The organism is Nonomuraea zeae (assembly GCF_005889725.1).
In the GTDB taxonomy this organism is placed as follows: domain Bacteria; phylum Actinomycetota; class Actinomycetes; order Streptosporangiales; family Streptosporangiaceae; genus Nonomuraea; species Nonomuraea zeae.
Genome location: NZ_VCKX01000253.1, coordinates 1 through 17,840, shown reverse-complemented (window position 1 = coordinate 17,840; position 17,840 = coordinate 1). Strand labels below are relative to the sequence as shown.

The following is a 17,840-nucleotide window of genomic DNA, read 5'->3' as shown; positions in this document are numbered from 1 at the left end:
GCGGGACCGGCTGCGGGCCGGCCGGGAGGGGGCCGCCTACCGGGTGCGGGCCGGTGGGCTGCATCCACGGGCCGGGGTAGGAGTCCTCGTCAGGGGACCCGGCGCGGCCGGGACGGCCAGTGCTCTGTCCCGGCTGAGCGGCGGCGGTGGCCTGCTGGCCGGTTACGGGCTCGATGGCCGACTTCGGGGCCGGCTGGCCCGTGAGGCGGACGATGAGCTCGTCCGCGCTGGGCCGCTGCGACGGGTCCTTCGACAGGCAGGCTTCCACCAGCTCGGCCAGGACGCCGTCCATGCCCCCGAGCTGCGGCTCCTCGTTGAGGATCCGGTTCATCACCACGGGGATGGAGTCGGCGCCGAACGCGGGCTTGCCCGTCGCGGCGAACACCATCGTGACGCCCCAGGCGAACACGTCGGCCGCCTCCGACACCGCGGCCCCGCTGAGCTGCTCGGGCGCCAGGTACGACGGCGTCCCCATGGCCATCCCCGTCGCCGTCGCGCCAGGGGAGTCGAGCGCGCGGGCGATGCCGAAGTCGATCACGACGGGACCCTCGGGCCCCATCAGCACGTTGGCGGGCTTGAAGTCCCGGTGCAGGATCCCGGCGCGGTGGATGGCCGCGAGCGCGGTGGCCGTGCTGATCGCCAGCCGTTCGAGCGCCGCACCCCGTCGCGGGCCCTCGTTGATGACCAGCTCGCGGAGCGAGGGCCCCGGGACGTACTCGCTGACGATGTACGGCCGGCTTCCGTCAAGATCGGCGTGCAGCACTGGAGCGGTACAGAACCGGGCCACGCGCTGGGCCACCGCCACCTCGCGCAGGAACCTCGTCCGCGCGTCGGTGTCAGCCACCAGGGCATGGTGCAGCAGCTTGACCGCCGCCTGTTCCCCGTCATCGCTCTTGCCCAGGTAAACGACGCCCTGGCCGCCCTCGCCGAGCCGGGCGACGATGTCATACGCCCCCAGCCGCCGCGGATCGTCCGCCGCCAACGGCTGGAACTGATTCACGTCGGACCCCCATCACAACCCAGTAGATGAGGCAAAACGCTACCAGCGTGACGCTCGGGGCGTCTGCCGGACCTGTCAGAAGTTTCATGTTTTGACGAAGAAAGTCAGCGTCGCGTCGCAGGTCGTGTGCGCATCGACGGTCAAGGTCACGGCTTGGTCAAGTGTCATTCGGGGTGATATGAGCCGCGCTCGCGTCCAGCGCCGGGAACGGGCCAGAGAGGCGGGAACGGGCCAGAGGTGGGAAACGCGAAGCGCGGCTCGTATCGGCGAGGCCGGCGGGCCGCTCAGATCGCCTTGCCGGGGTTCAGCAGGCCCAGCGGGTCGAAGACCGCCTTGATGCCCCGCTGCACCTCCGTGGCCACCGGCCCCGACTCCAGCGCCAGCCAGCGCTGCTTCAGCAGCCCCACGCCGTGCTCTCCGGTGAGCGTGCCCCCCAGCTCCAGCGCCCGCGTGAACACCTCGTCGGCCGCCGCCCACACCTCGGGCGGCGGCTCCACGGTGCCGTGGTCGAAGATGAAGACCGGATGCAGGTTGCCGTCGCCCGCGTGCGCGACCGTGGCGATCTTCACCCCGTGCCGGACCGCCGTCTCCTCGATATGCGTGATCATGTCGGGCAGCACCGAACGCGGCACGCACACGTCCTCGACCAGGCACGCACCCTGGCGCTCCTTCGCCTGGTAGGCCAGCCTGCGCAGCCCGATCAGCTCCTCGGTCTCCTGCGGGCTGGACGACACGGCGACGAACGAGGCGCCGTTGTCCATGCAGAGCCGCTCCATGCGCTCGGCCATGGCCTGGGCGTCCGTCGCGTCGGACTGGCCGATCAGCATGGCCATCGTCCCCGGCTCCAGCCCGATGTTGCGCCAGTCGTCGATGGCCTCGAGCGTGGCCCGGTCCAGCAGCTCCATGAGCGACGGCTGGCAGCCCGCGGCCATGATGGCCGTCACGGCCGAGCCCGCGTCGCGCAGCGAGCCGAACTCGGCCGCGAATGTCGCAGGCGGCGCGACCGGCGCTCGCCGGAGCCGGACCGTGGCCGAGGTGATCACGCCCAGCGTGCCCTCCGAGCCGACGAACAGCCCGGTCAGGTCGTAGCCCGTGACGCCCTTCATGGTGCGCCGCCCGGTGTTCAGTATCCGGCCGTCGGCCAGCACGACCTCGAGACCGAGCGCCGAGTCCCTGGTGACGCCGTACTTGACGCAGCGCAGCCCGCCCGCGTTGGTCGCCAGGTTCCCGCCGATCGTGGAGATCTCGTACGACGACGGGTCCGGCGCGTACATCAGCCCGTGCTCTCTCGCGGCCCGGTCCAGGTCGGCGGTGATGACGCCGGGCTCGACGACGGCGATCTCGTCGGCGGGGGACAGCTCCTTGATCGCGGTCATCCGCGCCAGCGACAGGATGATCGAGCCGTCGCCCGCGATCGCGGCGCCGGCCAGGCCGGTGCCCGCGCCGCGGGGCACGACCGGCACCCGGTGCTCGGTGGCCCACTTCATGGTGGTCACCACGTCGTCGCGGGAGGCGGCGAGCACCACGCCGAGCGGTTTTCCGGGCTCGACGAACGTCCGGTCGCGGGCATAGGAGTCGATCACGTCCGGGTCGGTCAGAACGCGAGCTTCGGACAAGGAGTTCACCAAGGCAGCAATCGGTCTCACATCATGCACCTTAGGTGCATTCCCGGCTACGTTACGGTTTGCGCAGCCCGTTCCTTAAGGCCAGACTGCCCGGGTGAAAGTCGGGTGCCCGGTGTGTGCGGAGGCTGACCAGGTTGTCGCGGTCCCTGGAGCGGTCGCAGCGGGGACCACTTACAAGATCGGACGGGTCAGGTTACCCGGCGAGCGTGAGGTCGCCGACCTGCCCACGGCCGCCACGCTGGGCGCGTCGAAGCACGTCATGAGCCGTACGCAGCTGGCGGTCTGGCTGTCCTTCCCCAGCCGCCACTACACGCCGTGGGCGCGCAACAACGGTTACATCCTGCTGCTCGCGGCGGCTCTGACGCACCTGGTCGTGTCGCTGGTGATCGCCATGGGCCAGGACCCGCAGTGGGGCGAGGTGCTCCTCGCCCCGTTCTGCCTGACGGGCCTTTTCTGGGGTTTCGGGCTGCTGAACGTCCTCGGCTCGTACGGCGCCCGCAAGCGCGACACGGTCGAGGCCCCGGCCAGGGAGCAGGCCCTGGCCGTCTGGGAGAGCCTCTACTACTGCGCCCGCGACAACGTGGTCTTCGAGCCGGGCGTCGGCGTCTCGTTCCATCCGAGCGAGACGCGCGAGTACATCTTCGGCTTCAGGAACGGCGGCGGCAAGCGCTGATCAGGCGTGCTCCTCGGCCACGAGCCGGACGCAGACGGCCAGGCCGTTGATGGCCTGCTCCAGCTCGTCCAGCTCAGGGAAGGTCGGCGCGATCCTGATCGTGCGGTCGGCGGGGTCGTCGCCGTAGGGGTGGGTGGCGCCCGCGGGCGTCAGCGCGATGCCGGCGGCCTTGGCCTTGGCCACCACCTCGGCGGCGTGCGGCACGTCGAGGCTGATGAAGTAGCCGCCCTTGGGGCTGGTCCAGGTGGCCAGGCCGCCGAGCTGCTCGGTCAGCACCTTGTCCACCAGCTCGAACTTCGGCCCGATCAGCTCGGCGTGCCGCCGCATGTGCGCGGCCACGCCGGCGCCGTCGCGCAGGAACTCCACGTGGCGGAGCTGGTTGATCTTGTCGGGGCCGATGGACTGCTTGGCGGTGTTGTGCAGGAACCACTTGACGTTGGCCGGGGAGGAGCCGAAGAACGACACCCCGCTGCCGGCCAGCGTGACCTTCGAGGTGGAGGCGTAGACGAACACGCGGTCGGGGTTGCCCTGCTCGGCGCTGATCGCCAGCAGGTCGGCCAGCTCGGCCGGGGTGTCGGTGAGGTGGTGCACCGCGTACGCGTTGTCCCAGAAGATCCGGAAATCGGGGGCGGCGGCCGGCATGGCGGCGAGCCGGCGGACCGTCTCGTCGCTGTAGACGATGCCGGACGGGTTGCTGTACTTCGGCACGCACCAGATGCCCTTGACGCTCGCGTCGGCGGCCGCCAGGCGCTCGACGACGTCCATGTCGGGGCCGTCGGCGTTCATCGGGACGGGGACCATCTTGATCCCGAACCGCTCGCAGATGGTGAAATGCCGGTCGTAGCCGGGAACCGGGCACAGGAACGTGATCTCCGGCTCCTCCACCCAGCGGCGCGCGGCGCCCGGCAGCGGCGTCAGCAGCGCGTGCACGATCGTGTCGTGCATCAGGGTCAGGCTCGCGTTGCCGCCCACCACGATCTGCCCGGCGGGCACCTGGATCAGTGGCGCGAACAGCTCGCGCAGCTCGGCCAGGCCCTGCACGTTGCCGTAGTTGCGGCCGTCGGTGCCGTCGGCCGCCCGGTAGGACGTGGGCAGGGAGAACATGGCGTCGGAGAGGTCGAGCTGGCGCGGTGACGGCTTGCCCCTGGTGAGGTCGAGCGAGAGCCCTCGCTGGACGAGGGCGGCGTAGTCACTCTGAGCGGTCACGAGATCTCCTCCGAATCGGTCCGGTTACGAAGGATAGAAGACGCGCGACCAGCGTCGAAACGCCGGGGCTGGCGAGGACGGCGCACCGGTGTCGATCATGCGCCGGGCCACGGCCGCCGCACGCATCTCAAAGGTCTGGATGACCAATGTTAAAGAACACCTTCCCGAGCGGCGATCGTTGGCGTGGAATGGGTAGATCGGGGCAGGCACGGTGGCCGCTCCCTGCGGCCATCGCAGGCAACGGTCTCTGCATCGACACTCCGCACGGAGGGAGCAGCCGTGACGACTGTTCGCGAACCCTCGATCGAGCAGGTCAGGCGCCGTCGCACCGGGACCGTGATCGCCTCCTGGCTGTCGACGACCGACCACAAGGTCATCGGCTACCTGTACCTGATCACCTCGTTCGGGTTCTTCCTCGTCGCGGGCGTCATGGCCATGTTCATCAGGGCCGAGCTCGCCGCGCCCGGCATGCAGATCGTCAGCCAGCAGCAGTACAACCAGCTCTTCACCATCCACGGCACGGTGATGCTGCTGCTGTTCGCGACCCCGCTGTTCGCCGGGTTCGCCAACGTGGTCATGCCGCTGCAGATCGGCGCGCCGGACGTCGCCTTCCCCCGGCTGAACGCGGTGGCGTACTGGCTGTTCCTGTTCGGCGGGCTGATGGTGGTGGCGGGGTTCTTCACGCCCGGGGGCGCGGCCGACTTCGGCTGGTTCGCCTACACGCCGCTGTCGTCCGTGGTCCACTCGCCGCAGGTGGGGGCGGATCTGTGGATCATGGGGCTGGCCCTGTCCGGTCTCGGTACGATCCTCGGCGCCGTCAACTTCATCACCACGATCATCGGCATGCGGGCGCCGGGCATGACGATGTTCCGGATGCCGCTGTTCACCTGGAACGTCCTGCTGACCAGCATGCTCGTGCTGATGGCCTTCCCCGTGCTGGCCGCGGCGCTGCTCGTGCTGGAGTCGGACCGCAAGTTCGGCACCCAGGTCTTCCTCAGCGACAACGGGGGCCCGCTGCTCTGGCAGCACCTGTTCTGGTTCTTCGGCCATCCCGAGGTCTACATCATCGCGCTGCCGTTCTTCGGGATCATCTCCGAGGTGATCCCGGTGTTCAGCCGCAAGCCGCTGTTCGGCTACATGGGGCTGGTCGGCGCGACCATCGCCATCGCCGGGCTGTCGATGACCGTGTGGGCGCACCACATGTTCCCGACCGGTCAGGTGCTGCTGCCGTTCTTCTCGTTCATGACGTTCCTCATCGCGGTGCCCACCGGCGTGAAGTTCTTCAACTGGATCGGCACGATGTGGCGGGGCCATCTGAGCTTCGAGACGCCGATGCTGTTCGCGGTGGGGTTCCTGGCGACGTTCCTGCTCGGCGGCCTCACCGGGGTCATCCTGGCCTCGCCGGCGCTGGACTTCCACATCAGCGACACCTACTTCGTCGTCGCCCACTTCCACTACGTCGTCTTCGGCACCGTCGTCTTCGCCATGTTCTCCGGCTTCTACTTCTGGTGGCCGAAGATGACCGGCAGGATGCTCGACGACCGCCTGGGCAAAGTGCACTTCTGGACGCTGTTCATCGGCTTCCACACCACGTTCCTGGTGCAGCACTGGCTGGGGCAGATCGGCATGCCCAGGCGGTACGCCGACTACAGCGCCGGTGACGGCTTCACGATGCTGAACGAGATCTCCTCCGTCGGGGCCTTCCTGCTCGGCGCGTCGACGCTGCCGTTCCTCTACAACGTGTACAAGACGGCCAGGCGCGCGCCCAAGGTCACGCTCGACGACCCGTGGGGCTACGGCAACTCGCTGGAATGGGCCACCTCCTGCCCGCCGCCGCGGCACAACTTCACCAGCATGCCCTCGATCCGCTCCGAGCGGCCCGCCTTCGACCTGCACTATCCCCGGGAGCAGGAGGAGACGCCCCCTGAGGTCGAGCAGGCGGAGACCGCTGACGCGCCGGACGGGACCGCTGAGGTCCCGCCCAGCAACGAACCCCCCGACTGATCATGATGTTTCGCCTATCTAGGGAGATCGGCGATGACAGGCACGAAAATCCCCTTCACTCCCGAGACGGCCCCCTGCGGGAAGAAGTCCGGCGGTGAGCGCCTCGTCGACGACGACGGCTACGGCCTGGTGATCCGTGACCAGTTCTTCGACTGCGGCTGCCGCAGGATCCGCCACGAGTACCACGACGGCAGCATCCACCTCTCCGCCATCCGCCACGACGGCAAGCGGGTGAAGGACCCGATACAACCCGACCACGGGAAGTGACTCAATGATCGATGTGCTCATCGTCGGAGGAGGCGGAGCGGGTCTGCGGGCGGCCATCGCGGTCGCCGAGCGGGACCCGGAGCTGAAAGTGGCCGTCGTGTCGAAGGTCTATCCGATGCGCAGCCACACCGTCTCCGCCGAAGGCGGCGCCGCCGCCGTGATCGGCATCGGCGACACGCTCGACGAGCACTGCTACGACACGATCTCCGGCGGCGACTGGCTCTGCGACCAGGACGCGGTCGAGGCTTTCGTGGCCGAGGCGCCCCAGGAGCTGATCCAGCTCGAACACTGGGGCTGCCCCTGGAGCCGCGAGAGCGACGGCCGCGTCGCGGTGCGCCCGTTCGGCGGCATGAAGAAGATGCGCACCTGGTACGCCGCCGACAAGACCGGGTTCCACCTGCTGCACACGCTCTTCCAGACCACCCTGAAATATCAGGACATCATCAGGTACGACGAGTGGTACGTCACCTCACTGATCGTCGACGACGGCCGCGTCCACGGCGTCGTGGCCGTCGAGATCAGGACCGGCCGCATCGAGACCATCGCCGCCAGGACCGTCATCCTGGCCACCGGCGGCTGCGGCCGGGTCTTCCCCTTCACCACGAACGCCGCCATCAAGACCGGCGACGGCATGGCCCTGGCCTACCGGGCCGGGGCGCCGCTCAAGGACATGGAGTTCGTCCAGTACCACCCGACGGGCCTGCCGTTCACCGGCATCCTCATCACCGAGGCGGCCAGGGCGGAGGGCGGCTGGCTGATCAACAAGGACGGCTACCGCTACCTTCAGGACTACGACCTCGGCCGGCCCACACCCACGCCGAAGCTGCGCAGCATGGAGCTGGGCCCGCGCGACCGGCTCTCCCAGGCGTTCGTGCACGAGCAGCACCTGGGCCGCACCGTGGACACCCCGTACGGTCCCGTCGTCTACCTGGACCTGCGCCACCTGGGCGAGCGGAAGATCGACGCGCGCATCCCGTTCGTGCGCGAGCTGTGCAAGAGCTACCAGAACCTCGACCCCGCCACCGACCTCATCCCGGTCCGCCCGGTCGTCCACTACATGATGGGCGGCGTCCACACCGACATCGACGGCGCCACGCCCGTCGCGGGCCTGTACGCGGCCGGCGAGACCGCCTGCGTGAGCATCAACGGCGCCAACCGGCTCGGCTCCAACTCGCTGCCGGAGATCCTCGTCTTCGGCCGCCGCGCGGGCCTGGCCGCCGCCGAGTTCGCCAAGGCGCACAGGAGCGGCGAGTCGGCCGCCGTCCGCACGCAGGGGACGGACGAGCGGCGACGCCTGGAACGCGCGCGCGAGGGCAGGAAAACCGGAGAGCGCGTCGCCGACCTGCGGGAGCTGATGCAGCACACCCTCGAAGGGGCGGCCGGCATCTACCGCACCGGCGACGTGCTGGCCAAGGCCGTCGACACGCTGGCGGACCTGCGCGAGCGCGCGCAGGACGTCCGCGTCGACGACACGAGCACCACCTTCAACACCGAGCTGATCAACCTGCAGGAGCTGCACACCATGCTGGAGGTCGCGCAGACGATCGTGGCCTGTGCGCTGAACAGGCAGGAGTCGCGCGGCGCGCACCAGCGCACGGACTTCGGCGTCAGGGACGACGACGCCTACCTCGCCCACTCCCTCGTGCACCGCGCGCCCGACGGCACACCGTCCGTCGGCCTGCTGCCCGTGACGATCACCCGCTGGCCCCCTGGAGAAAGGGTTTACGGCCGTGACTGACACCACCGAGGCGGTACGGCAGGAGGCGGGCACGCGCACGATCCGGATGGAGATCGCGCGCTACCGCCCGGGCGAGGACGAGGAGCCGGTGTTCCAGGGCTACGACGTGCCGCTGATGGCCGACTGGGCGGTGCTCGACGGGCTCAACTACATCAAGGACCAGCTCGACGGCAGCCTGTCCTTCCGCTGGTCGTGCCGGATGGGCGTGTGCGGCTCGTGCGGCATGAACGTCAACGGCGAGCCCAGGCTGACCTGCGGCACCTTCCTCTCCGAGTACGGCGATGGGCCGGTCAGGATCGAGCCGCTCAAGGGCTTCCCGGTCATCAGGGACCTGGTCGTGGACATCGACGACTTCCTGGCCAAGCTGTCGTCCGTGCGGCCCTGGCTCATCAGGGAGGGCGAGGAGCTGCCGCTGAGCACGGAGTACGCCCAGACGCCCGAGCAGCTGGAGGCGTACAAGCAGTACAGCATGTGCATCAACTGCCTGCTGTGCTACTCGGCCTGCCCCGTCTACGTGCTCGACCCCGACTTCCTCGGCCCGGCGGCCATCGCCCTGGCCCAGCGCTACAACCTGGACTCCAGGGACATGGGCGACCGGTTCGACGTGCTCAACCTGGACGAGGCCGTGTGGGGGTGCACGTTCGTCGGCGAGTGCACGAGGGCCTGCCCGAAGCACGTGGACCCGGCCGAGGCGATCCAGCGCTACAAGCTGACCGCCGCGCTCCGCTCGGTCCTGCCGTGGAGCAAGCGATGACGACCGCCTACCGGCCGCGCCGCGACGCGCTCTGGTTCACCCGCACCCGGACCTACACCCTCTTCGTGCTGCGCGAGCTGACCAGCGTCTTCGTGGCCTGGTCGGTCGTCTTCCTGCTGATGCTCATCGACGCCCTGTTCGGCGGGAGCCTGCCGGAGTTCGCCGCGCTGGCCGCCCAGCCGTGGATGATCGCGATCAACGTGCTGGCGCTGGCCGCCACCTGCTTCCACACGATCACGTTCCTCAACCTCGCGCCCAAGGCCACCGTCGTCCGGCTGGACGGCTGGCGGGTGCCCGCCTGGATGATCCAGGGCGGCAACCACTCGGCCTGGGTGCTGGTCTCCGTGCTCATCGCCTACTTCATCCTGAGGTCGCCATGAAACGGACGGTGGAGCCGTACCTGTGGCTGCTGTTCAGCGGCGGGGGAGTGGTGGCGGCGTTCGTGCTGCCGGTGCTGGTGCTGCTGTTCGGGGTGCTCATGCCGCTGGGCCTGGTCGACTGGCCGACGGCCGAGCACCTGCGCGCGCTGGCCGGCAACGTGCTCGTACGCCTCGCGCTGCTCGGGGTCGTCGTGCTGTGCCTCTTCCATGCGGCGCACCGGATCCGGTTCACCAGCGAGGAGCTGCTCGGCATCGCCAGGTTCGACCTGGTGATCGCGGTGGTCTGCTACGGCGGTGCGGTGGCGGGTGGAGTCGTCGCCGCACTTTTGATGTTCTAAATGTCGTAGTTTGATCACATTTCAACAACGTACTTTACGATTCGTTTGGACACCCTCTAACGTCCGGCATTGCACACCCTATGGCCATGCGCCCGGCGATCCCGGGCAGAGAGGGTTCCTGGTGCCCAGCAAAAAGCGCCTGTTAGCAACGCTCCCGGCGGTCGCCCTCCTCGGCGCCGCCCTTTCCGTGCCCGCCGCACAGGCCTCCGCCGCGGACTACGAGCCCGGAATCGCGGACTACTACATCAACTACGCACCGCCCAAGGTCGAGAAGGACCCGAAAGAACCCGCGGTCGCCGACCAGAAGCAGCGCTCCCTGACCCCCGCGCAGAAGTTCGACAAGAAGTTCAGCAGCGGCAACCCGGCGGCCGGCCGCATTCTCGCGGCACGCGAGGACGAGGCCATCAGGACCGGGCGCAACCCCGCTGAGTGGATCTTCAAGAACTCCAAGCAGACCCGTACGGCCAAGCTCCTGACGGTCCTCGTCGAGTTCAACGAGCAGGCCAACGACGACTTCTCCGGCTTCAACCGCCTGCGCACGGTGAACAGCGAGCCCGACGACTGCGTGGTGGAGCCGCCCGGCACGCTCAAGAACGGCCCTCTGCACAACAACATCCCGGACCCGGCCACGCTGCCGCACAAGGACAACAACTCCTTCTGGGTCAAGGACTTCAGCACCGAGCACTTCAACAAGATGCTCTACACCGACAAGGGCATCACCGAGCGCGTGCGTCCCGACCTCAAGGACCCGCGCGACGGCAAAAAGGGCATCGACATCTCCGGCTACACCATGAAGAAGATGTACGAGGAGATGTCCAAGGGCGCCTACTCCGTCACCGGCTCGGCGGTCGGCTGGATCAAGGTGCCGCACTCCGAGGCGTACTACGGCGCCGCGGCCTGCGGCGGCGCGCCCCAGGACATGTCCGGCCACCCCGGCAACGAGCTCGGCGCGCAGCAGCTCGCCATCGACACGGTGAACTCCCTGGCCCAGGCCCAGCCGGACTTCCCGTGGGCCGACTACGACCTCGAGGACGTCTCCGACGCCGACGGCGACGGCAACCACAACGAGCCCGACGGCGTCATCGACCACCTGGTGCTGGTGCACGCGGGCAAGGACAAGTCCTCCGACGGCGGCGCCGAGGGCACCTACGCCATCTGGGCGCACTCCAGCGCGGTCGCCGGCGGCTACCAGGTCCCCGGCTCCGACAAGAAGATCTCCAACTACATCGTGCAGCCCGAGGACTCCGGCGTCGGCGTCTTCGCCCACGAGTACGGCCACGACCTCGGCCTGCCCGACCTGTACGACACCTCGGGCCAGGCCAGCTCGGCAGTGGACTTCTGGGACCTGATGTCCAGCGGCTCCCACTCCGGCCCGATCTTCCAGTCCATGCCGACCCACATGGGCCTCTGGGACAAGTGGGTGCTCGGCTGGGCCAACCCGAAGACGTTCAACCCGGGCGATGCCGCCAAGCTCGTCACGGTCGGGCAGTCCTCGCGCACGCCCAAGCTCACCCAGGACGGCATCCGGGTGAACCTGGCCTCCACGCCGCTGAAGATGATCGAGCCGCACAGCGGCACGAACGCCTGGTGGACCGGCCTGGACCAGGAATGGGCCAACGTCACGCTCACCCGCGACGTGCCCGTCCCGGCGGGGACCGACCTGAAGTTCTGGATGTGGAACAACTACGACATCGAGCAGGACTGGGACTTCGGCTTCGTCGAGATCTCGACCGACGGCGGTCAGACCTGGACCCAGCAGAAGGTCTACGACGAGGCCGGCACCGAGGTCACCACGCCTGACGGCTACCCGGACCCGTACAAGAACCTCAAGACGTTCGGCAACAAGAAGTACGGCCTCACCGGCGCCACCGACGGCTGGCGGCACGACTACGTCAACCTGACCCCGTTCGCCGGGCAGTCGATCAAGCTGCGGCTGACCTACAACACCGACGCGGCCTTCATGCCGCGCGGCTGGCACGCCGACGACTTCCAGCTCACCAACGGCACCACCGCCGTGTGGAGCGACGACGTCGAAGGCGGCGACAACGGCTGGAAGCCGGTCGGCGGCACGTTCACGAACACGCCGGGCCAGGGCTGGACCCGCAACAACGGCGAGCGCGAGATCTCCCGCTTCTACCTGGCGGAGTGGCGCAACTTCGACGGCTTCGACAAGGGCCTGCAGTACACCTACGACACCGACTACTCCCGCGACGGGGCGTGGAAGGTGCAGAAGCTGAAGTACAACGCGCCCGGCCTGCTGGTCTGGTACCGCGACTCGACGTTCGTCAACAACAACCTCGCCAGCAACCTGCGGCTCCCGCCGAGTCTCGGCTCCAAGGGCAGCCTGCTGGTCGTGGACTCCCACTACGACCCGCTGCGCCGCACCGGCACGGCGGCCGAGAAGGACCCGCAGCTCAACAAGAACCTGCAGGGCCGCGTCCAGTCCTCCAACGCCGCGTTCGGGTTCGGCAAGACGTACCCGTTCAAGGAGTGCCTGGAGGCGGCGGACGAGCCGTTCAGCGAGTACTGCACGGACCTGCCCGCGCTGAAGGGCGTGCCGGCCTTCACCGACGCCAAGACCTGGTACCCGGGCCTTGAGGTGATTGACGGCGGGCTCTACTACCGCGACTTCGACGCCTCGGCGGTCGTCCCGTCGAAGGGCGACCAGTCCTACAGCGCCCGCGTCGTCCACCAGGACGGCACCCCCGCCACGGAGCTGTACGGCCAGGTGGCCGCCGGCTCGGTGCTCGGCACCGGCAACCCCGGTGACGAGGGCAAGGCGCTGGGCGTCCAGTTCAAGCTGGTGAGCCCGCTGCCGGGCAACCTGGGCGCCATCGTCCAGGTCGTTCCGCCCAAGAAGTAGGCGATCCGCGGGGCCGCCGGGGACACCCCCGGCGGCCCCGTGGCAGGCCCGCTCGGGTTCATCGGGTGGGCCTTACGTAATGGGTTCTGCACCTACGATTGATGACCATGAGCGAACTGCGCACCAAAGACGAGCACACCGCGGCGATCCGGGCAAATCGCCGGGTGGCGGTGGTGGTGAACACTCGCTCGCGCCGCGGCCGACGCCACTACTTCGAGGTGATCGAGCAGATCCACAACCTCGGGTTCGAGCCGCTCGCCGAGCTGTCGGTCTACAACCCCAAGCGGCTGCGCGACCTGCTCGACACGGCTCTGGCCACCGACCCCGACCTGCTCATCGTGGGCGGCGGCGACGGCACGCTCTCCTCCGCGGTACGCCACGTCGCCCACCGTGACGTGGCGCTCGGGGTGCTGCCGCTCGGCACCACCAACAACTTCGCCCGCAGCCTGGGCCTGCCGCTCGACCTGGCGGGGGCGATCAGGGTGTTCGCCACCGGCAAGGTGGCCGACATCGACCTCGGCATGGCCGACGACCGGCCGTTCGCCAACCTGGCCAGCTTCGGCGTGTCCGTCGAGGTGGCGGGCAAGGTCAAGCCGTGGCTCAAGCGCATCGTGGGGCGGCCCGCCTACCCGCTGACGGCGCTGACGATCCTGCCGGGCCACACGCCGTTCCGCGCGTACATCACGGTCGAGGGGCAGCGTCACGAGCTGCTCACCCACCAGCTCAACATCGCCAACGGCCGCTTCCACGGCGGCTGGCAGGTGGCCAGGGACATCAGCATCGACAACGGCCAGCTGGTGGCCTACCAGCTGGGCTCGGGCAAGAAGCTGCGCCTGCTCGGCGAGACCCTGCTGCGGGCGACCACCGGCCGGTGGCGCAGCCTGGCGGGCGGGCCGTTCGTGGTCGGGCGGGAGATGCTGCTGGAGACCGACCCGCCGATGGCCGCCGACGTGGACGGCGAGGTGCGCCTGCGCACCCCGATCAGGCTCCGCGTGGTGCCGAACGGGGTGCGGGTCATGGTGCCGGCGGAGTTCGAGGACCGCTGAGCCGGGAGCCCGGGTTCAGCAGCGCCGGAGCCCGGCGTCCGGCTCGAAGTTGCCGCCGCCCTTGAAGTAGAGCTGGCTGACGTAACCCCACCTGCCGGTGTTCGCCCTGGTCCTGGCCCACCAGTCGTTGCCCACGTCGCCGCCGCTGAGGTAGACCGAGCCGCCCTGCCGGCCGCATTCGTACCACTGGTCGCCGGCGACCGAGACCTCGCCGACGGCCCCCGAGTCGACGCTGGTGTCCGCGTAGACCTCGATCCGCCCGCTGTCGCTCCAGTCCGGGCATTTCTGCACGGTGTGGACGTCCCGGCCGATGGTCACTTCGAACGGGGCCCCGCACGGAAAGGCGTCGGCCCGCGCCTGCGCCGGGGCCGCGGGTGCACCCGTAAGTGCCGAGGTCAGTGCCGCCGTCGTGAGCGTGGCTCCGGCGTTCGCCCAGGAGAATCCCATGCTGCTGCCTTCCTCCGTGATGTCATTGAATACTTAACGTAATCGAGCATGCGCTCAACGTCACGGGCGGAGAGAGTGCGGAGGGGGCGTGCGCTACGCCTCCGCCAGCCCTCGGTAGGCCGGGCCGAGCGCGCGGGCCAGGTCACCGGGTGGCGGGAAGACGCGCAGGAGCAGGTCGGGGGCGGCGGCCGAGTGGCGGCGCTCGGGCCGGTGGGCCGTGGCGCCCGGTGCGTAGAAGTCGGCCAGGCGGTCGGCGAACGGCACGTCGTCCACCCGCAGCGGATCCTCGCCGGGGGTGCCGGCCAGCGACCCCAGCAGCTGCTCCCTGGTCCGCCCGCGCCAGGCCAGCACCAGGAAGGGGTCGTCGTCGAACGACTCGGCCAGCAGGTAGAGCACGGCCGACAGGTGCTTGCACGGGAAGCCCCAGTCGGGGCAGGAGCAGTCCATGTCCAGGTCGCGCGGGAACAGGTCGATGCCGAGCGCCGCGAACAGCTCCTCGATCTCCGGCGGCATCTCGCCCGCCAGGAGCTTGGCCCGGTAGACGGCCTGCGCGGCGATCGCGTCCTCGACGGTGGCCCAGCGCCCCTCGTCGTACGCCTCGATCCTGATCTCGACCGTGTACGGGTCGCGGCGCGAGCCCTGGACCGCCGCCGTGACCTCGCCCGGCGACAGGTCGATCGACAGGACCTGGCCCTGGCGGGCGTACGCGCGGCCACGGGAGAGGCGGCCCTTGTCGCAGATGCGCTCGAGTATGTCGATGAACCGCCGGGACCACCAGGTCGAGCCGATGCTGCCGCGCTGCGTGCGGGCCTTGAGACCGCCCTCGACCTTGATCGGCCGGCCGCCGTCGTACCAGCCGGGCATGCTCACCCCACCCCTTCTGCCGTCAGGCGGAACACCTCGCGCAGCTCCTCGGTCGACAGGTCCGTGAGCCACTCCTCGCCGGTGCCCACCACCCGCTCGGCCAGCGCCTTCTTGCGTTCGATCATCTGGTCTACGCGCTCTTCGAGCGTGCCGCCGCAGATGAGCTTGCGCACCTGTACGTTCTTGCGCTGCCCGATCCGGAACGCCCGGTCGGTCGCCTGGTCCTCGACGGCCGGGTTCCACCAGCGGTCGACGTGGACGACGTGGCTGGCGGCGGTGAGGTTCAGGCCCACGCCGGCCGCCTTGAGCGACAGCACGAACAGCATCGGCTCCGCGTCGCTCTGGAAGCGCTCCACCAGGCGGTCGCGGGTCTTCTTGGGCAGGCCGCCGTGCAGCCAGAGGACCGGGCGGTCGAGCCGCTGGGCCAGGTACGGCTGGAGCATCGTCCCGAACTCGGCGTACTGGGTGAACAGCAGCGCCTTCTCGCCCTCGGCCAGGATCTCCTCGCACAGCTGCTCCAGGCGGGCGAGCTTGCCCGACCTGCCTGCCAGCCGGGAGCCGTCCTTGAGCAGGTGGGCCGGGTGGTTGCAGACCTGCTTGAGCTTGGCCATGGCCGACAGCACCAGGCCGCGCCGCTCGATGCCCTCGCTGTCGTCGATCTTGGCCAGCATGTCGTCCACGACCGCCTGGTAGAGCGTGGCCTGCTCGGGGGTGAGCGGGCACCACTCCTTGACCTCCATCTTCTCCGGCAAGTCGGAAATGACGGATTTATCGGTTTTGACGCGGCGGAGGATGAACGGGCCGGTCGCCCGCTTGAGCGCCTGGGCCGCCTGCTCGTCCTGGCGGGCCTCGATGGGCTCCTGGAACCTGGTCCTGAACCGCGAGCGCGACCCCAGCAAGCCCGGGTTGGCGAACTCCATGATCGACCAGAGCTCCGCCAGGTGGTTCTCGACCGGCGTGCCCGTCAGGGCCAGCCTGCCGCCCGCGGGGATCGACCGCACGGCCTGGGCCTGCAACGTGCCGCTGTTCTTGATCGCCTGGGCCTCGTCGCACACGACCCTGCGCCACTCGTACCCCTTGAGCGTCTCCAGGTCGCGCTGCGCGGTGCCGTACGTGGTGATCACCAGGTCGGCGCCCGCGATCTCGGCGGCGTCGCGCCCGCTGCCGTGGTGAACGTAGACGCGCAGCCCCGGCGCGAACCTGGCGGCCTCCCGCTGCCAGTTCCCGACCAGCGACATCGGGCACACCAGCAGCGTCGGGGCGGCGGCCCGCTCGTGCACGAGCAGCGCCAGCGTGGTGATCGTCTTGCCCAGCCCCATGTCGTCGGCCAGCACCCCGCCGAGGCCCAGCTCGGACAGGAAGCTCAGCCACGCCAGCCCGCGCTCCTGGTACGGCCTGAGCGTGGCGTCCAGCCCAGCGGGGGTGGCCAGCGGGGTCAGCCGCCGGTCGGCCTGCCCGGACAGCAGGTCGCCGAGCACCCCGTCGGCGTCCACCTCCAGCAGCGGCAGCTCGTCGTCGCCCACGAGGTCGGCGCCGATGACGTGCCGCATGATCTCGTCGGCGGCCGCCTCTCCCGTCAGGCCGCCCTCCACGGCCCTGAGCGCCGCCTTGAGCTGCCCGTCGTCCAGCTCCACCCACTGGCCGCGCACCCTGACCAGCGGCACCTTGAGCCGGGCCAGCTCGGCCAGCTCGGCCTCGCTGATCGTCTCGTCGCCCACCGCCAGGTCGATCCGGAAGTCGACCAGCTCGCGCAGCCCGAACCCCTGGCTCGCCGCCGCCGTCTGCGCCTTGGTCCTGGTGGTGAGCTTCAACCCCAGCCGCGTACGGCCGGCCCAGCGCGGGAGCTGCACCCCGAACCCGGCCGCCTGCAACAGCGGGGCGGCCTGGCGCAGGAACCCGAACGCGCCCTGCGTGTCCAGCTCCAGCTCGCTCGGCCGGGGGACGCGCAGGGCCCGGTCGAGCTCCGGATACAGCCGGACCGCCCGCCCGAGGCCGGCCAGCAGCTCCCTTTCCGGCTTGCCCGGCAGGCCCTTCTCGCCGTCCCACACGCGGGCGGCGGGGACGTAGAGGCTCGGGTCGTCGGCGGCCTGCAGGGCCAGCTCCAGCCGCCAGTCGTCGGTGTTCGCGGGCTCCAGCAGGCGGAAGCACACCCGGGTCGCGCCCTCGGCCGCCGTCACCGCGTCGTGCCACCTGCGCAGCTCCTCGCGCAGCTCGGGGACGTCCGGGCAGCTGGGGTCGTCGCCCGTCAGCGCGGCCAGCCAGCGCTCGTGCGGCGTCCTGGCCCTGGTTGCCAGGGGCTCGGTCAGCCTCTGCCTGACCAGGGCGTCGGTGAACGCGTCGAGCGCTTCCCCGAGCACCTCGGCGGAGGGACGCTCGGTGGCGGAGGTCCGGCACGCGGGGGGCATGGCCAGGGCCAGCTCCCGGAAATATCCGGCATCGGCTCCCGTGACCACGGGCCGCCACCTGGCTCGCGCGCCGGCCTTCGGGAGCGCCCACATGGCCATGGAGTCGTCGGGCTCCAGCACGATCCCGGCGGGCGCCGGGCGGGATCCAGGCGCGGGGGCTGAGGCGGGGCCTGTAGCGGGGCCTGTGGCGCGGGTGGTGGCGCGGTCTGCTGTGGGGCCTGTGGCGGGGG

At 69.8% G+C, this 17,840-nt stretch carries 15 protein-coding genes; 9 read left to right on the top strand and 6 right to left on the bottom strand.

The features are described from left to right. Positions 1-1,000: serine/threonine-protein kinase (locus ETD85_RS47690; protein WP_170247233.1), on the bottom strand; the 1,000-nt coding region annotated here is incomplete at its 3' end. Positions 1,001-1,284: 284 nt separating this feature from the next. After that, positions 1,285-2,625: an FAD-binding oxidoreductase gene (locus ETD85_RS47685; protein ID WP_138696482.1), complete on the bottom strand. Its 1,341-nt coding sequence runs from the start codon at positions 2,623-2,625 to the stop codon at positions 1,285-1,287. A gap of 112 nt (positions 2,626-2,737) precedes the next feature. On the opposite strand from ETD85_RS47685, the gene ETD85_RS47680 reads away from it, so the two are divergent. Further along, a complete protein-coding gene (locus ETD85_RS47680; protein ID WP_138696478.1) occupies positions 2,738-3,298 on the top strand; it encodes a hypothetical protein in 561 nt (186 codons plus the stop codon). On the opposite strand, the gene ETD85_RS47675 is transcribed toward ETD85_RS47680, so the two are convergent. Further along, positions 3,299-4,504 (bottom strand): aspartate aminotransferase type Ic, encoded by a 1,206-nt coding sequence (locus ETD85_RS47675; protein WP_138696477.1) that lies wholly within the window; start codon positions 4,502-4,504, stop codon positions 3,299-3,301. 279 nt (positions 4,505-4,783) lie between these two features. Between ETD85_RS47675 and ctaD the strand changes: the two genes are divergently transcribed. The 8 genes from ctaD (at position 4,784) to ETD85_RS47635 (ending at position 13,894) form a co-directional block, all read left to right on the top strand. Next, a complete protein-coding gene (gene ctaD, locus ETD85_RS47670) occupies positions 4,784-6,508 on the top strand; it encodes an aa3-type cytochrome oxidase subunit I (protein WP_170247230.1) in 1,725 nt (574 codons plus the stop codon). Positions 6,509-6,541: 33 nt separating this feature from the next. Then, on the top strand, positions 6,542-6,775 hold the full coding sequence (locus tag ETD85_RS47665) for a hypothetical protein (RefSeq protein WP_138696476.1): 234 nt from the start codon (positions 6,542-6,544) through the stop codon (positions 6,773-6,775). A gap of 4 nt (positions 6,776-6,779) precedes the next feature. After that, a complete protein-coding gene (gene frdA / locus ETD85_RS47660) occupies positions 6,780-8,513 on the top strand; it encodes a fumarate reductase (quinol) flavoprotein subunit (protein ID WP_138696475.1) in 1,734 nt (577 codons plus the stop codon). Further along, positions 8,506-9,267, top strand: a complete 762-nt coding sequence (gene sdhB / locus ETD85_RS47655; protein WP_240779903.1) for a succinate dehydrogenase iron-sulfur subunit — start codon at positions 8,506-8,508, stop codon at positions 9,265-9,267. Before frdA ends, sdhB begins: the two co-directional genes overlap by 8 nt. Next, positions 9,264-9,647 carry a succinate dehydrogenase/fumarate reductase transmembrane subunit gene (locus ETD85_RS47650; protein ID WP_138696474.1) on the top strand — a complete coding sequence of 128 codons (384 nt, stop codon included), beginning with the start codon at positions 9,264-9,266 and terminating at the stop codon, positions 9,645-9,647. Before sdhB ends, ETD85_RS47650 begins: the two co-directional genes overlap by 4 nt. Further along, positions 9,644-9,985, top strand: coding sequence for a fumarate reductase subunit FrdD (gene frdD / locus ETD85_RS47645; RefSeq protein ID WP_138696473.1), 342 nt, complete (start codon positions 9,644-9,646; stop codon positions 9,983-9,985). Before ETD85_RS47650 ends, frdD begins: the two co-directional genes overlap by 4 nt. A 121-nt stretch (positions 9,986-10,106) precedes the next feature. Continuing rightward, positions 10,107-12,848 (top strand): immune inhibitor A domain-containing protein, encoded by a 2,742-nt coding sequence (locus tag ETD85_RS47640; protein WP_206059329.1) that lies wholly within the window; start codon positions 10,107-10,109, stop codon positions 12,846-12,848. Positions 12,849-12,955: 107 nt separating this feature from the next. Beyond that, entirely contained in the window at positions 12,956-13,894 is a 939-nt protein-coding gene (locus tag ETD85_RS47635) for a diacylglycerol/lipid kinase family protein (protein WP_138696472.1), read from the top strand. A gap of 15 nt (positions 13,895-13,909) precedes the next feature. Here the strand turns inward: ETD85_RS47635 and ETD85_RS47630 are convergent, their stop codons facing one another. The 3 genes from ETD85_RS47630 to ETD85_RS47620 all read right to left on the bottom strand — a co-directional run bounded on the left by ETD85_RS47630 (position 13,910) and on the right by ETD85_RS47620 (position 17,709). Then, positions 13,910-14,341, bottom strand: a complete 432-nt coding sequence (locus ETD85_RS47630; protein WP_138696471.1) for a hypothetical protein — start codon at positions 14,339-14,341, stop codon at positions 13,910-13,912. Between the two features lie 93 nt (positions 14,342-14,434). Continuing rightward, the gene (locus ETD85_RS47625) at positions 14,435-15,205 is read right to left on the bottom strand and encodes an SWIM zinc finger family protein (protein WP_138696479.1); all 771 of its coding nucleotides are present in this window, start codon (positions 15,203-15,205) and stop codon (positions 14,435-14,437) included. A 2-nt stretch (positions 15,206-15,207) separates the two neighbouring features. Further along, complete coding sequence (locus ETD85_RS47620) at positions 15,208-17,709, bottom strand: DEAD/DEAH box helicase (protein ID WP_240779904.1); 2,502 nt, start codon at positions 17,707-17,709, stop codon at positions 15,208-15,210. Positions 17,710-17,840: the final 131 nt, after the last annotated feature.

What these genes read in the sequence shown, in the direction of transcription:
- ETD85_RS47630 (WP_138696471.1), bottom strand. Translation starts at nt 14,341, where the DNA reads ATGGGATTCTCCTGGGCGAACGCCGGAGCCACGCTCACGACGGCGGCA.
- ETD85_RS47620 (WP_240779904.1), bottom strand. Translation starts at nt 17,709, where the DNA reads ATGGCCATGTGGGCGCTCCCGAAGGCCGGCGCGCGAGCCAGGTGGCGG.
- ETD85_RS47635 (WP_138696472.1), top strand. Translation starts at nt 12,956, where the DNA reads ATGAGCGAACTGCGCACCAAAGACGAGCACACCGCGGCGATCCGGGCA.
- ETD85_RS47625 (WP_138696479.1), bottom strand. Translation starts at nt 15,205, where the DNA reads ATGCCCGGCTGGTACGACGGCGGCCGGCCGATCAAGGTCGAGGGCGGT.
- frdA (WP_138696475.1), top strand. Translation starts at nt 6,780, where the DNA reads ATGATCGATGTGCTCATCGTCGGAGGAGGCGGAGCGGGTCTGCGGGCG.
- frdD (WP_138696473.1), top strand. Translation starts at nt 9,644, where the DNA reads ATGAAACGGACGGTGGAGCCGTACCTGTGGCTGCTGTTCAGCGGCGGG.
- ETD85_RS47650 (WP_138696474.1), top strand. Translation starts at nt 9,264, where the DNA reads ATGACGACCGCCTACCGGCCGCGCCGCGACGCGCTCTGGTTCACCCGC.
- ETD85_RS47665 (WP_138696476.1), top strand. Translation starts at nt 6,542, where the DNA reads ATGACAGGCACGAAAATCCCCTTCACTCCCGAGACGGCCCCCTGCGGG.